Raw genomic sequence first — 15,225 nt, 5'->3', positions numbered from 1 at the left:
CGACGGCTGGGCCGTCCTGCTCTTCTTCCCCGTCGTGGTCGATCAGCCCCGGGGGGCGGGGGTTACCCGCCACAGCGGGCAGTCAGCAGATGGGCCGCTCCCACGGAAGGTGTCCCGCCCCGGGAGGCGAGCGAACGCCGTCGGGCAGCCTGCGGACCGGGTGAAGATGACCGGCGCCGCCGCCGCGGACATCGACCCTGATCGGGGCCCCCGTGCCGAGAATCCGCACATGGGGAGTTCTCTCCTCCCCCGGGGCGTGAAAGAGTAAAGAACCGGCCACCCGTCGCGGATATACTCCCCGGACCGGCCGGTCGACCGGCTTGCCCGGTTCGCCGGGTTCCAGGGGTGGGTCTCGCACCGACCCCGGTCAGTCACGAGCGAAGGATCACGATGACCGAGGCAGCACCGCTCCAGCCCCCCGCCGCGACCGAGCACCTCGTGCTCTCCGCGCCCGAGCCCGTGAAGCCCGTCGCGACCACGCAGGCCCCCGCGATGGCCCCGCGCGTCGACGAGGCCGCGATCCCCGGCCTGGACCAGAAGGTCACGTCCTACCTCGATGCCCTCATGGCCTCCGACGCCCGCTCGCCCGAGTTCGCGGCCAAGGCCAACGACGTGCGCACCATGGGCGACCAGGACATCCGCACCGCGGCCGACTCGTCGAACCGTCTCCTCGCCACGCCCGTGCGCGCGCTCAAGGAGGGCGGGCTGTCCGAGGGCTCCAAGGTGGGCAGCACGCTCCTGGAGCTGCGCCGCACGGTCGAGAACCTCGACCCGTCCGAGGCGAGCGTGGGTCGCAAGCTCCTGGGCATCATCCCCTTCGGCGACAAGCTGACCGACTACTTCCGCCGCTACGAGAGCGCGCAGGGCCACCTCAACGCGATCATCCGCGCGCTCTACGACGGCCAGGACGAGCTCCGCAAGGACAACGCCGCGCTCAACCTCGAGAAGCAGCACCTGTGGGACACCATGGCGCGCCTCAACCAGTACATCTACGTGGCCGAGCGTCTCGACGCGCAGCTCTCCGCGAAGACCGCCGAGCTCGACGCGACGGACCCGGAGAAGGCCAAGGCGCTGCGCGAGGACGTCCTGTTCTACGTGCGCCAGAAGCACCAGGACCTCCTGACGCAGCTCGCGGTGTCCATCCAGGGCTACCTCGCGATCGACATCGTCATCAAGAACAACGTCGAGCTCATCAAGGGCGTCGACCGTGCGACCACCACGACCGTCTCCGCGCTGCGCACGGCCGTCATCGTGGCGCAGGCGCTCGCGAACCAGAAGCTCGTCCTCGACCAGATCACCGCGCTCAACACGACGACGTCGAACATGATCGCCTCGACGTCCAAGATGCTCGCGGACCAGTCGGCGACCATCCAGTCGCAGGCGGCGAGCGCGACCGTCGGCCTCCCCCAGCTCCAGGCCGCGTTCCAGAACATCTACGCGACCATGGACTCGATCTCGACGTTCAAGGTCCAGGCGCTGGACTCGATGGCGCAGACCATCGGCGTCCTGGAGACCGAGACGACCAAGGCGCGCGAGTACCTGGACCGGGTGGCCCAGGGCGACCAGTCGGGTGCGGCCTCGGGCTCGCTCGACCTCGGGAAGGTCTGACCCGGACACATGGGCTGGTTCCAGAACCTGTTCGGCGGCGGGCGCAGGCGCCCGCCGGAGGTCCCCGTGCTGCCGCCGGCACCGACGAGCGCGGACATCCTGGCCTCGGTCGACGCCGTGCAGGCGCAGATCGAGGGCCGGGTCCCGCCCGCCGTCACGGCGCGCGTGAACCGCATCGCGAAGACGGTCGACGACATGGCCCCGCGCCTCGACCGCCTCGGCGGCGGCAGCGCGCAGGCGCACACGGTCGTCGCGACGGCCACGAGCTACCTGCCGGAGGCCGTCGGCGGCTACCTGCGCCTGCCGCGCGACTTCGCGGACACGCGCGCGGTCAACCGCGGCAAGACGTCGCTCATGATCCTGTGCGACCAGCTCGACCTGCTGGGCGTGACGCTCGACAAGATCTCGGACGCGGTCTCGCGTGCGGACGCCGCGGCGCTCGTGGCGCACGGTCAGTTCCTCGCGGAGAAGTTCCAGTCGTCCTCGATCGCGCTCGCGCCCGACGCGGGGGTGGGCACGGCCCAGCCGCAGGCGCCGGGCACCCCGGGCGGGTTGGAACGGCCGTGAGCGCCGCGCGCCAGGGGGCGCTCGCACGGAGCATCGAGGCGCTCGTGGCGGTGGGTCGCGGCGCGGGCCTCGTGCCCGACGACGTCGCGCACGAGGGCGAGCAGCTCGCCGCCGCGGTGGCCGAGTCGTCCACGGGCGCAGCCCCCGCGTGGCTCGAGGCCGTGGGCCGCGACCCGGGCGACTACACGGCGTTCTTCGAGTCGGCGCAACGTGGCCGGCGGTGGCGCTCGGCCCCGACCGACCAGCTCACGGCTCTCGTCGTCGCGGGCTCGGAGCACGCGGCCGCGTACGCGGAGGCGCTCGCGTCCGTGATCGCCGCGGCCGGCTCCCTGGGCTCACCCGGGCTCGCGGCTTCCGCCGGCGCCGCGTCCACGACGGCCGTCCAGCGGGCCGCGGCCCAGCCGCACACCGCCGCACCGCGCCCGCAGCAACAGGCACCGACCACCACCCGCTCCCCCGCGCCCGCGTTCGACCCGACGCTCCCGAGCGCCACGAGCCCGTTCGACCTCGGCTCGCTCGTCGGTGCGGGCGGGCTCCGTCCCCCGGCACAGGACGTCGTCCCGACCGTGGACGCGATCCTCGACGCGCTGGGCGCCCGGACCCCCGGCCACCCGGTTGGTGGGCCGGCCTCCGGGACGCACGCGACGCCGTCGGGCAGCGTGGACGGCGCGACCACCGGCGGCGCGCAGACCGCGACGACCGGGGACGCCGCCGCAAAGGCGGAGGACGAGGCCGAGCCGCCGCGCCCGCTCGAGGAGCTCCTCGCGGAGCTCGACGCGCTCATCGGGCTCGACCGGGTCAAGCACGAGATCCGCCAGCAGACCGAGCTCCTGCGCGTCGAGAAGCTGCGCACGGCCGCGGGCCTGACCACGCCCACGCTCACGCGCCACCTCGTGTTCCTCGGCAACCCGGGCACGGGCAAGACGACCGTCGGGCGCCTCGTCGCAGGCATCTACCGCGCGCTCGGGCTGCTCAGCACGGGGCACCTGGTCGAGGTGGACCGCTCCGAGCTCGTCGCCGGATTTCTGGGGCAGACGGCCGTCAAGACGTCCGAGGTCGTGGCGACCGCGATCGGCGGCGTGCTCTTCATCGACGAGGCGTACGGCCTCGCGGAGGACCAGTACGGCGCCGAGGCCATCAACACCCTCGTCAAGGACATGGAGGACCACCGCGACGACCTCGTGGTGATCGTCGCCGGGTACCCCGGCCCCATGGCCGGGTTCATCGCGACCAACCCCGGGCTCGAGTCACGCTTCTCCACGACCATCACGTTCGACGACTACACGGACGCCGAGCTGCGCGGCATCTTCGAGCGCATGGCCACGTCGGCCGACTTCGAAGCGCTGCCCGAGACCCTCGACCGGTTCGAGGAGATGGTCTCGCTCGTGCCGCGCACCGAGGGGTTCGGCAACGGCCGCCACGCGCGCAACGTCCTGGACGCGGCCATCGCACGCCATGCGTGGCGCCTCAAGGACACCCCGGAGCCCACGCTCGACGAGCTCCGCCGGATCCTGCCCGAGGACCTGCTGCCCCAGGACGGGACCGCCGCCGAGGGCTCGGCCGGCGTCCTGACCGACGCGGCCGAGCCGACCGAGCCGGGCAGGCCCGCTGAGCCCGACGAGCCCGACGGCCTCCCCGAAGACCTCTCCGAGAACCCGACCGTCTCTCCTCAGGAGGAGCCTGCATGAGCCAGACCCTGACGCCGCCGCCCGGGTCCGCCCCGGCGACCGGTCGGGCCGTCCAGCCCTCCTACCCCGGGCAGCCGTCCGCGCAGCCGGGCGCGCCCGCCGCCACGCAGGCCGAGGAGCGCGCCGCGCGCCGCGCGGGCGTGCGCAGCGCGCTGCGGCGCTCGCCGGGCAAGCTGCGGATCGCGCTCGCGCTGTGCGTGCTCGCGGCGATCGTCTTCGGCGCGCTCGGCTTCCAGGCCGCGCGCGTCCAGGGGATCGCGCTCGACGACGCCCGCGCGGACACGAGCCAGCTCCTGGGCGTCCAGGACGTGCGCAACAACCTGGTCGTCGCGGACGCCGCGGCGACCAACGCGTTCCTGGTCGGGGGCCTGGAGCCCGTGGACCAGCGCGAGCGCTACGACGACGCGATCGCGAACGCCTCGATCCGCATCGCCGAGCTCGCGGGGTCCAACAGCGCGGACGCGACCGAGCTCGGCCGGGTCGCCTCGCAGGTCGCGGTCTACACGGGCCTGATCGAGCAGGCGCGCGCCAACAACCGCCAGGGCTTCCCGGTGGGGTCGGCCTACCTCGACCAGGCCTCGACGCTGCTGCGCGACGAGATCCTGCCGACGCTGACCACGCTCGTGGACGACAACGCCGACCGCGTGGCGTCCGACCTGTCGATGGTGCGCAACGCGCTGTGGATCCTCGCGGCGGGCGTGCTGTGCCTGGCGCTGCTGGTCGCGACGCAGGTGTGGCTGGCCAAGCGCACGCATCGGGTGCTCAACGTGGGCCTGCTCGCGGCGAGCGCGGTCGTGCTGGTCGTGGGGGTCGTGGGCGCAGTCCTGCTGAGCCAGACCAACGGCGCGGCCGCGGCGGTCCGCGACGGCCCGTACGCGGCGACGCTCGCGGCCTCGACCGCGTACTCCGAGGCCAACGACGCCAAGGCCATGGAGAGCTTCACGCTCATCAAGCGCGGCTCGGGCCAGGCGTACGAGGAGTCGTTCGTCGAGCTCACGGCCGACGCGACGCAGCGCCTCGACGAGGCGGGCGCGGCCGGGGTCCTCGACGGGACCGCGGCCGGGTACCTGGCCGACTGGGTCACGCAGCACCAGGCGATCCGTGCGCTCGACGACGCGGGCGACTGGGACGGGGCGGTCGCGCTCGCGACGAGCTCGTCCGAGGGCAGCCCGAACGCCGCGTTCGCAGCCTTCTCCCAGTCCGTCACGAACGACATCACCGACAACATCCGGGCCACGCAGGCCGACCTCGCCTCGGCGGGCACGAAGTCCGCCCTCGCGGGCTGGCTGCTGCTGGCCGCGGGTCTCGTCGCGGCGGTCCTCGCCTGGCGCGGCCTGAACGTCCGACTGGAGGAGTACCGGTGATCACCACGACCTTCCGCAAGAGCGGGCGCCTGGGCGCCCTGGTGGCGCTGGGAGTCTCGGGCGCCCTGGTCCTGGCCGGTTGCGCCACGCCCGACGCCGGGTCGTCCGCGGGTGCGCCTGTGGCCTCGGTCGTCGGGACGGCCGGCAGCACCGCGGCCGGGAGCGGCCCGGCGGGCGCCGCGGTCTCCGCGGCCGCGGCGTGCGAGAACCCGGTCGCGTCCTACGCACCCGACGGACCGCTGCCCGGACCGGGGGCCCTCCCGGCGGGCAGCACCATGGCGGCGATCCGCGACCGCGGCTCGCTCGTCGTGGGCGTCTCGGCCGACACCCTCCAGCTCGGTGCCCGCAACCCCCTGACGGGGCAGATCGAGGGCTTCGACATCGACGTCCTCCACCAGGTGTCGACCGCGATCTTCGGCGACCCGGACCGGCTGCAGTTCCGCGTCATCACGTCGGGGCAGCGCCTCGAGGCCCTGGAGACGGGCGAGGTGGACATCGTGGCGCGCGCGTTCACGATCAACTGCGAGCGCTGGGAGACCATCGCGTTCTCCTCGGAGTACTACCACGCGGGCCAGAAGGTCCTCGTGACGCGTGACTCCGAGGCGCAGGGCATCGCGGACCTCGCGGGCCAGCGGGTCTGCGCCCCGGACGGCACCACGACGCTCGAACGTCTCCAGGAGTACCCCGACATCGAGGCCGTGCCCGCGACGACCCACACGGGCTGCCTCGCGCTCTTCCAGCAGGGCAAGGTCGACGCGATCACGGGCGACGACACGATCCTCGCGGGCTTCGCCGCGCAGGACCCGTACGCCAAGGTCGTCGGGCAGGCGATCTCCGACGAGCCGTACGGCCTGGGCATCCCGGCCGCGAACGTCGACATGGTCAAGTTCGTCAACGGCGTCCTGGAGCAGATGCGCACCGACGGCACCTGGACGGCGCTGTACGACGAGTGGCTCGGCGTCCTCGGTCCGGCTCCGGCCCCGCCGGTCGCCGTGTACGGCCGCACGCCGTGACGCCAGGCTCCTCGTCCTCCCCTGTTGCTGCCGGGCCGCCCGTGGCCCCGCGCACGCAGCAGGCCCCGACCGCGCCCGGACGCCTGGGCGAGGCGAGCCCCGCCGCCGAGCTCTTCACGTACCTCGCGGCGCTCGAGGAGTGGCTGCGGGCACGCCGCACCGAGCTCGACCGCCTCGACGCCGCAGCCCAGGCCGCGGCGTCCCCCGAGACGTACACCGCGGACCTGCTGCTCGCCATGACCCTGTGGCAGGCGGCCCGCACGCGCGCCGACGAGATGGCCGTGGTCTGGGACTCGGGGCGTGCGGACACGGTCGCGCGCGAGAAGATCTCACAGCTGATCTGGGGTCGGCTCAGCTCGCCCGACGGCTCGTCGCTCGTGTCGCTGGTCGAGGCGACGCGGCTGTGCGACGCGATCGTGGCCGCACTGCGCACGCGCCTGTCGTTCGACCCGAACGCCGCCGACGAGGTCGCCCGGTTCCGTGGGCTGCGCGCCGAGCTGGCCCGGTGCGACGAGCTCGCCGGCTCCGACACCTCGGCCCGTGGCCGGGTGGAGAAGCTCCGTGAGCGCTGGACGCGCCTGCGGGACAAGGCGTCGCACGGCGCCGACGTGACCGGCCCCCTGACCGAGCTCGAGGCCGAGGTCGCGCGCACCGAGCGCGACCTCATCGTGGGCGCGTCCGAGCGTCGCGAGCTGGCCCGCGACCGCAAGCAGGCCGTCGAGCGCTACGCGGCGCTGGAGGCCCGCGAGCCCTCGCTGCGCGAGCTCGCGGCCCGTGCCCGCCGCGAGATCGCGGCTCCCCCTCGCCTCGCGGTGCCCGACGTGTCACGCCTCGGCGAGGTCCCGCACGACCGTTCGGGGCTCGACGGCTTCCTCACCCGGCTCGCGACCGTCGCGCGCGCGTTCGACACGGTCGAGTCCGCGTACACCGCGCCGCTGCGCGAACGGGCCGAGCTGCGCTACCGGCTCGACGCCTACCGCGTGAAGGCCGACGCCAACGGCCGCAGCTCCTCCCCCACGGTCCGCTCCGGGCTGGCCGAGGCCCGCGAGGCGGGCGAGGCCGTGCCCTGCGACGTGGTGCTCCTGCGCTTCCTCGTCGAGCAGTACCAGTTCCTGTCCCGTGACCTGCCCGCACACCTCTCGTCGCCCGGACCGTCGCCCGCACCGGGCCAGGAAGGATCGTCCCGATGACCACGACCGCTCAGGAGTCCTGCTCCCAGCCGGGCTGCCCCGGCTTCATCGAGGACGGCTACTGCAACGTCTGCGGCTCGCCCGCCGCGCCCTCGGGCGCAGCCGGTGCTCCCGGCCCGGCAGGGTCGTCGACGACCGCGACCGCTGCCGCCGCGTCGCCGTCGGCCATGCTCGGCACGGGCATCGCGCAGGCCGCGCCGAACTACGCGGCCGGCCCCGGCCCCGAGGGCGAGGCCGTCTCGACCCGCACCGGGCGCACGAGCTCGACCCAGCTCGCGAGCGCCGCGCTCGGCTCGGCCCGCTCGGCCGTCACGGGCACCAAGTCGACACGGCGCGTGGGGACGTCCTCGACACGTCTGCGCGGCCACCGCCTGGGCGCGGGACTGACGACCGTGCCCAGCGCGCCGGTCCGCGACCCGCTCCAGGCCATCATGGCCGTGCCCGAGCTCGCGGAGTCCAAGCGCTTCTGCCCCACGTGCGGCGCCAAGGTCGGCCGGTCGCGCGACGGCGTCCCGGGCCGCACCTCGGGCTTCTGCCCGCAGTGCCGCACCGCGTTCTCGTTCGACCCGCAGCTCTCGCCAGGCGACGTCGTGGGCGGCCAGTACGAGGTCGTGGGCTGCCTCGCGCACGGCGGCCTCGGCTGGATCTACCTGGCCCGCGACCAGAACGTGTCGGGCCGGTGGGTCGTGCTCAAGGGTCTGCTCAACTCGGGCGACCCCGACGCGTTCGCGGCCGCGATCTCCGAGCGCCAGTTCCTGGCCGAGGTCGAGCACCCGCTGATCGTCGAGATCTACAACTTCGTGATGCACGACGGCGCGGGCTACACCGTCATGGAGTACGTGGGCGGCAAGTCGCTCAAGGAGATCCTCAAGGACCGCCGCGACGACAACGGCGGCGTGGTGAACCCGCTGCCCGTGGACCAGGCGCTCGCGTTCGTCCTGGAGATCCTCCCGGCGTTCGCGTACCTGCACGACCTGGGCCTGATCTTCTGCGACTTCAAGCCCGACAACATGATCCAGCAGGGCGACGGCGTCAAGCTCATCGACCTGGGCGGCGTGCGGCGCCTGGACGACCTGACCTCCGCCATCTTCGGCACGGTCGGCTACCAGGCTCCCGAGGTCGCGGAGATCGGGACGTCCGTCGCGTCCGACATCTACACGATCGGGCGCACGCTCGCCACGCTCGTGCTGGACTTCCGCGGGAACCAGACGACGTACGTCGCCTCCCTGCCGCCGGTCGCCGAGACCCCGGTCTTCCAGCAGTACGACTCGTTCTACCGCCTGCTCGCCAAGGCGTGCGCGCTCGACCCGTCGGACCGCTTCGCGACGGTCGACGAGATGCGCGCGCAGCTCATCGGCGTGCTGCGCGAGGTCGTCGCGACCGACCGCGGCCCGGGCAGCGGCGCGCTGCACTCGGCGGCCTCCGTCCTGTTCGAGGCGCCCGTGTCCGACGACGCCGACCACCCGCTGACGTGGGACGCCCTGCCGACGCTCAAGATCGACGAGTCCGACCCCATGGCGAGCTGGCTCGCGGGCGTCAACATCGCCGACCCCGCGGCTCGCATGGCCGCCCTCGCTGCGGCCCCCGAGTCGACGGTCGAGGTGCGGCTCGCGTACGCCAAGGCCGCGATCGAGCACCGCCGGTTCGCCGAGGTCGACAAGACGATCGTCGAGATCCTCGCCGACGACCCGTGGGAGTGGCGTGCGGCCTGGATCGGCGGGCTCGCCGAGCTCGCGCGTGGCGAGGCCGCGGACGCCCGCGCCTCGTTCAACGCGGTCTACGGCCAGGTCCCCGGCGAGCTCGCGCCCAAGCTCGCGCTCGCGGTCGCGTGCGAGGTCAGCGGGGAACCGGACATCGCGGAGTCGCTGTACGTGATCTGCGCCCGGTCGGACGCCAACTACACCGCTCCCGCGGCGTTCGGGCTCGCCCGCATCCGGCAGGCGCGGGGCGACCTCGACGGGGCCCTGCACGCGCTGGACCTCGTGACCCCGACCCGCAGCTCCTACACCGACGCGCGCATGCGCCGCGCCCGGCTCCTCGCCGGCTCCGACCGCGGGCTCACGGCCCTGGCCGAGGCGCTCGCGAGCGTCGAGTCGGTCGCGATCCCCCAGCGCGACCGCGTGGCCCTCTCGATCGACGTCCTGCGCTCCGCGCTCGAGGAGGTCACGGTCAAGAAGCAGGTCGGCACGGCGCGCCTCGGCGGGGTCGAGCCCAAGGAGCCACCGCTGCGCGACGCCCTCGAGGGGGCCTACCGCGAGATGGCGACGCTCACCGAGGACCGGGTCGCGAAGATCGACCTCGTCGACCAGGCGAACGCCGTGCGCCGCTGGACGACGACGTGAGCGCGCAGGAGAGCTCGCCCGGCCTGCTCGCGCCGTGCGCCACGTGCGGTGAGGTGCCCGCACCCGGGGCCAGGTTCTGCGAGAACTGCGGCTCCGACGTCGGGCCTGCGGTGGCCGCCGGGGACGGGCCGCCCATCCTGGCGCGCCCGCCCGTTCCCGCGCTCCCCGCGCTCAGGCTCCCCGAGCCGCCCGCGGACCTCAAGCCGACCGACCCCGAGTCCGGGTCGGTCCCGCCTCCCCCTCCTCCGCCCCCTCCCTCCGCGGTCCGGCGACCCTGCACGAGCTGCGGCGGGACCGTCGCGGACGACGGCTACTGCGAACAGTGCGGCGAGAAGGCCCAGGTCGAGCGCGACCACTGGGCCGAGCAGCCCACCCCCTGGGTCGCGGGCGTGTGCGACCGCGGCATCCGGCACTCGCGCAACGAGGACGCCATGGCGCTCGCCGCGTCGGGCGACCCGGCCACGGTCGGGCGGTTCGCGGCCCTTGTGGTGTGCGACGGGGTCTCGGCCGCGCCGGACTCCGACGTCGCGAGCCTCGCGGCCGCGCGTGCGGCCCGCGACGTGCTCGCGTCCGGCGGGCCCGACGGCGCCGCGCCCGTCACGGGCGACGTCACCGAGCGCATCCAGGCGTGGCAGGCTCTCATGGTCGCCGCGTCGACGACCGCGAACGACGCCGTCCTGGTCGCGGTGGGCGACAAGGCCGAGCGGGCCGAGCCGCCGTCGTGCACGTTCGTCGCGGCCGTCGTCGACGGCCCGCTGGTCGTCGCGGGCTGGGTCGGCGACTCGCGCGCCTACTGGATCCCCGACGCCGGCACGGCCCGCCAGCTCAGCGTCGACGACTCGTGGGCGCACGAGCTCATGGCCATGGGCACGCCGCGCCACGTCGCCGAGAACGCGCCCCAGGCGCACGCGATCACGCGCTGGCTCGGGCCCGACTCGACCGACCCGGCGGCCCGCTGCGCCCCGACCGTCCCCGACTCCTCGGGCTGGCTGCTGGTCTGCTCGGACGGCCTGTGGAACTACTGCTCCGCGGCCGACGACCTCGCGGACCTCGTGCGCTCGACCGAGGCCACGACGGGACGCGAGCCGCGCGCCCTGGCCGCCGAGCTCGTGCGCTGGGCCAACGCCCAGGGCGGCCGGGACAACATCACCGCGACCCTTGCCCGTTTCGAGGCGCTCGCCGCCTCGAACACCTCCGATAACCTGCACACAGACGCTTTCTCGGGCGACGAGCCCGCGACGCACGCCCTCTGATCCACGAAGGAGCCCAGAACCCATGGCCGAGTTCTCCGCCGAGGTCTTCCAGAACGAGTTCCTGTCCGAGGGCGCCACGGATGTGCACGCCATCGTGACGGTGACCGCCCGAGGGGCAGGTCAGGCGGGGGCGGCGACGTCGGGCGGCGGCGTCGCCGAGATCATCATGGTCGACACGTCCGGCTCGATGTCCGGGCGCAACATGGAGTCCGCCAAGTACGCCGCGCAGGTCGCGGTCGACCAGATCCTCGACGGGACCTGGTTCGCGATCGTCGGCGGCAGCCACGTCGCGCAGCGCGCGTTCCCGTACCCCAACGCGCGCGTCGCGATGGTGCAGATGGAGCCCGCGGCGCGTGAGGAGGCCAAGCGGGCCATCGCCATGATGAGCCCGTCGGGCGGCACCGCGATGAGCACGTGGCTCCAGCTCGCGGCCCAGCTGTTCGACACCGTGCCCCAGGCCGTCCAGCGCCACGCGATCCTGCTGACCGACGGCAAGAACGAGTCGGAGCCGCGCGAGAACCTGTCGCAGGTCGTGCGTGCCGTGACCGGGAGGTTCCAGTGCGACGCGCGCGGCGTCGGGTCGCGCTGGCAGGTCGACGAGCTGCGCGAGATCTCGACGGCCCTGCTCGGGACGGTCGACCTGATCGCCGACCCGAGCGAGATCGCGGCCGACTTCTCCTCGCTCGTCCAGAAGTCCATGTCGCGCGGCGTGGCCTCCGCGGACCTGCGCGTCTGGGCCCCGCAGGGCGCCCAGGTGCTGTTCGTCCGCCAGGTCGCCCCGACGGTCGAGGACCTCACGACGCGCCGCGCCGTGGTCAACCCGCTCACGGGCTCCTACCCCACGGGCTCGTGGGGCGACGAGTCGCGCGACTACCACGTGGCCGTGCGCGTGGCCTCGAAGCCCGTGGGCTCCGAGCAGCTCGCGGCGCGCGTGCAGCTCGCCGTGAACGGCGAGGTGGTCTCGTCGGGTCTCGTGAAGGCCAAGTGGTCCGACGACGGCGCGCTCACCACGCGCATCAACCCGGAGGTCGCGCACTACACGGGTCAGGCCGAGCTCGCGTCCGCGATCCAGGAGGGCCTCGCGGCCAAGGCGGCAGGTGACGAGGCGACCGCCACGGTCAAGCTCGGCCGCGCGGTCCAGCTCGCTGCCGAGACCGGCAACGACGAGGCCACGTCTCGGCTGCGCAAGGTCGTCGAGATCGAGAGCGAGGAGCAGGGCACCGTGCGCCTCAAGCGCAACACCGACAAGCTCGACGAGATGGCCCTCGACACCGCCTCGACCAAGACCACGCGGGTCAAGCGATGAGCGCGATCTGCCCCAACGGGCACGCGTCCGAGTCGACCGACTACTGCGACGTGTGCGGCGAACCCATGGGGGCTGCGAGCAGCGCGTCGGCGGCCGTGGCCTCCGGGTCCGTCGGGGCCGCGGCCGGTGCTGCCGGCACTGGCGGCGCGGCTGCGGGTGGCGAGCCCATCACGTGCCCGCACTGCTCGTTCCCGGCCGCGGCCGGGGCGCTGTTCTGCGAGAACTGCGGCTACGACTTCACGACGGGCTCGCTGCCCGAGCCCGCTGGGGCGCCGTCCGCCGCGACCCCGGGCTCGGTGGGTGCGGCTGCACCGGGGCCGCTCGATCCCCCGGCGTCGTCGCTCGACCTCGACCCGGTCGCTCCCCCCGCGGGGTCGCCCGCTGCCGCGCCGTCGGCGGACCCGCTGTCGGCGCCGGCCGCGCTCACGCCGCCGGTCGGTGGCCCGGAGGCGGGTGACCCGTCGTCCGCCCCGGTCGCTGGTGGAGACCCGGGAACCGGACCCCTCGTCGCTCCTGGAGATCCGGGTGCTCCCACCGGCCCGGCAGAGGGCGAGGCGGCGTCCGCGCGGACGGGAGCGACGCCGTCGAGCACGGGGACGCACCTGCCCACCCCGCCCGTGCCGGGCGAGGACCAGTGGGTCGTCGAGGTGTGGATCGACCCCGACTGGTACCAGGCGCAGAAGGCCGAGGACCCGCTGCCATCGGCCGGACTGCCCGGCCTCGTGGTGCTGCGCGAGCGCAGCGTCCTGGTGGGACGCCCGTCGGTGTCACGCAACATCCACCCGCAGATCGACTGCGGCGCCGACACCGGCGTCTCGCGGCGGCACTGCCAGCTCAACACCGACGGCCAGCGCTGGTGGGTCGAGGACCTCCAGTCGTCCAACGGGACCTACCTGAGCCCCGCGGGCGGCGAGCTGCCGATCGACCCCATCCCCGCCGGTCAGCGCCGCGAGGTCGCCGACGGCGACCGCATCTACCTCGGCGGCTGGACGCGCCTCGTGATCCGCAAGGCGCTGCCTGGGGAGGTCTGAACCTTTCGCGTCGTGCGCGACGGGTGGCGCGGACGCCGGCTGAGGCCGGGCCGCGGCACGTCCCGACGGAGGGCGACGGTTGGACAGACACGACCTACGCGCCCGCAGCCAGGTGAGTGTTCACCGACACCTGCTCCACAAACGAGGTTGAGAGGCGTGATTGCACTCGCCGCAGCAGCAACCACAAGTAGTGCTGAGAATGCTCCAAGTACACTCATGCGATCTAATGCCAGAGTCATGGGGCGTCCCATCCTCCCCTGTTCATCAACGCTCCGCCTCGCGACCTGCCCGACCAAACCATCGGGCCGTAATCTCGCGGTCGTCGATCAAGAAGTCGTCTCTCGATTGGGCGTCGAGGGGTGGTGCTCACGGCCGTCAACCCGAACCGGGTCAAACGCAGATAGTCTGATCACCCGACTCCACGAACTGTCGACGACGACACACAGAGTCGCGAATCGGCGCGCAACCGTTCGTTCGCTCCGGAAAGAAGGAGGCCGATGACGATCTCGGCCTTGCATCAGAGAGGATGGTTCGGAAACACTGCCACCTTCCCTCTATTATCCCGCTTGACCGGTCTGGACTCAGGGCCTTTCAGTCTCAGGGGGTGCGGCGGGCCTCCACAAACCGCATCAGCCTTGCTGACTCGAGCACACCGATGTCGGGCGCGAACTGCCAACCCACGCGGGTGAACGCGAATTCGCGGCTTCTACTACGAGTCGCCGCCTCCGAACCACGCCCCACGGAATTCACTTCCCCTCTGCCAGAACCACCGAAAAATCGAAGCCTTGACTCTCCCAAACTTGGGCAGCGCCATGAAGCACATCGAGAAGGACATGAAAATCTGAACAAATCGCCTTCTCTAGGTGATCAACATTGCTAAATACAACGAGCAAAGACGAGATGTTACCTAGCCATGACAGGTCCTGGAGACAGTCCGAGACCGCGTCCCAGCTCCCACCGAAATAGTCGGGAAACCGGAGGGCTCGCGCCAGCTCGGCAATAAGGGTCGCCTTCGAATTCACCTTCTCACCATCAACCTCAGCGAGGATCAATCCAGGACTCTTAGCACGCTCGGAGAGGAAGCTAGCATCTACCATCCTCGGCCACGACCGTTCAGACCCATGTCCGGGTCCCACTTCCCTCACCGCCCTTGAACGAAGTTGCTATAGTGATCACTAGTATAGTACGCCGAGCCGTCGGTCCCAGTGATAAGCCTCTCTGGGCCACGGTTCACACCGGGAGCGTACGGATTCACGTCATACTCAAAATACTTCACCACGCCACCCGCACCGTCGGTTGATGGCAAATAGCCCTCCTTGTTCCCAAAGGGGCGCTGAGCGCCTTGCCAATTTGGCAAACCAAAGCCAGCCGGTCCCGCGCCATTGTTGGCGTCGACATGGTCAAGAACGTCCTGCACATGCTTTGGAAGCGGTCCAATACCCACGTTGCCTGCGATCGGACAGGTGTTATGAACCAGAACCTCTTGCTGGCCAACATGATAGGTGTGGATGCCGTCAACCGAAAGATTGTACGCCCATGCAGTGCGCGAGGCGGAGCCACGCAACTCATCGATCGCGATCGTCCGCCCGTCAGCCTTCAGAACGAGTTCGCCAGCAGACAGCTCGTCGGCGCGCTCGAACCGCCCGTCGGTCACGGACCAAAACGGGTGGTCCTCGGTGGTCTCGAGGACGGCCCCGTTCTCGAGCCGGAGGTCCGTCACGGTGTCTTCGTGCACGAAGACGTGGGTGACTCTCCGGGCCTCCTGCTCCCCGGTCTCCGGGTCAGAGGCGGTCACCTCATCGCCGACCTTCACCTCATCGATGGGCTTCTTCGAGCCGTCACCCATCAGGACAGGGGTGGCTC

Annotated in this window: 12 protein-coding genes; 10 read left to right on the top strand and 2 right to left on the bottom strand. The window is 72.3% G+C overall.

Going from position 1 to position 15,225, the window contains the following annotated elements; genetic code table 11:
* The first annotated feature begins 390 nt into the window (after positions 1 to 390).
* From WFH32_RS01485 to WFH32_RS01440, 10 genes are read left to right on the top strand one after another with little or no spacing between them, the layout of a single operon-like run.
* A complete protein-coding gene (locus tag WFH32_RS01485) occupies positions 391 to 1,608 on the top strand; it encodes a toxic anion resistance protein (protein WP_030150916.1) in 1,218 nt (405 codons plus the stop codon).
* Positions 1,609 to 1,617: 9 nt separating this feature from the next.
* Positions 1,618 to 2,175 (top strand): hypothetical protein, encoded by a 558-nt coding sequence (locus WFH32_RS01480; protein WP_030150915.1) that lies wholly within the window; start codon positions 1,618 to 1,620, stop codon positions 2,173 to 2,175.
* Positions 2,172 to 3,863 (top strand): AAA family ATPase, encoded by a 1,692-nt coding sequence (locus tag WFH32_RS01475; RefSeq protein ID WP_336706001.1) that lies wholly within the window; start codon positions 2,172 to 2,174, stop codon positions 3,861 to 3,863. The genes WFH32_RS01480 and WFH32_RS01475 overlap by 4 nt, the downstream gene beginning before the upstream one ends.
* Positions 3,860 to 5,227, top strand: a complete 1,368-nt coding sequence (locus WFH32_RS01470; protein WP_336706000.1) for a hypothetical protein — start codon at positions 3,860 to 3,862, stop codon at positions 5,225 to 5,227. The genes WFH32_RS01475 and WFH32_RS01470 overlap by 4 nt, the downstream gene beginning before the upstream one ends.
* The gene (locus WFH32_RS01465; RefSeq protein ID WP_336705999.1) at positions 5,224 to 6,240 is read left to right on the top strand and encodes a glutamate ABC transporter substrate-binding protein; all 1,017 of its coding nucleotides are present in this window, start codon (positions 5,224 to 5,226) and stop codon (positions 6,238 to 6,240) included. Before WFH32_RS01470 ends, WFH32_RS01465 begins: the two co-directional genes overlap by 4 nt.
* Positions 6,237 to 7,430, top strand: coding sequence for a hypothetical protein (locus WFH32_RS01460; protein ID WP_336705998.1), 1,194 nt, complete (start codon positions 6,237 to 6,239; stop codon positions 7,428 to 7,430). The genes WFH32_RS01465 and WFH32_RS01460 overlap by 4 nt, the downstream gene beginning before the upstream one ends.
* Complete coding sequence (locus WFH32_RS01455) at positions 7,427 to 9,772, top strand: serine/threonine-protein kinase (protein WP_336705997.1); 2,346 nt, start codon at positions 7,427 to 7,429, stop codon at positions 9,770 to 9,772. The genes WFH32_RS01460 and WFH32_RS01455 overlap by 4 nt, the downstream gene beginning before the upstream one ends.
* Positions 9,769 to 11,025 (top strand): PP2C family protein-serine/threonine phosphatase, encoded by a 1,257-nt coding sequence (locus WFH32_RS01450; RefSeq protein WP_336705996.1) that lies wholly within the window; start codon positions 9,769 to 9,771, stop codon positions 11,023 to 11,025. Before WFH32_RS01455 ends, WFH32_RS01450 begins: the two co-directional genes overlap by 4 nt.
* A 22-nt stretch (positions 11,026 to 11,047) precedes the next feature.
* Positions 11,048 to 12,331, top strand: coding sequence for a VWA domain-containing protein (locus WFH32_RS01445; protein WP_191796164.1), 1,284 nt, complete (start codon positions 11,048 to 11,050; stop codon positions 12,329 to 12,331).
* Positions 12,328 to 13,362: an FHA domain-containing protein gene (locus WFH32_RS01440; protein ID WP_336705995.1), complete on the top strand. Its 1,035-nt coding sequence runs from the start codon at positions 12,328 to 12,330 to the stop codon at positions 13,360 to 13,362. Before WFH32_RS01445 ends, WFH32_RS01440 begins: the two co-directional genes overlap by 4 nt.
* Positions 13,363 to 14,108: 746 nt before the next feature.
* Here WFH32_RS01440 and WFH32_RS01435 read toward each other — a convergent pair.
* Together WFH32_RS01435 and WFH32_RS01430 are read right to left on the bottom strand one after the other, a co-directional pair.
* Entirely contained in the window at positions 14,109 to 14,414 is a 306-nt protein-coding gene (locus WFH32_RS01435) for a barstar family protein (RefSeq protein WP_336705994.1), read from the bottom strand.
* A gap of 89 nt (positions 14,415 to 14,503) precedes the next feature.
* Positions 14,504 to 15,208, bottom strand: a complete 705-nt coding sequence (locus WFH32_RS01430; RefSeq protein ID WP_336705993.1) for a polymorphic toxin-type HINT domain-containing protein — start codon at positions 15,206 to 15,208, stop codon at positions 14,504 to 14,506.
* Positions 15,209 to 15,225 lie beyond the last annotated feature (17 nt).

Origin of the sequence: Oerskovia sp. USHLN155 (assembly GCF_037145535.1) — a bacterium.
GTDB classification, from domain to species: Bacteria; Actinomycetota; Actinomycetes; order Actinomycetales; family Cellulomonadaceae; genus Oerskovia; species Oerskovia rustica.
The sequence above is the reverse complement of the archived record's forward strand: the minus strand, read 5'-3'. Positions and strand labels throughout refer to the sequence as shown.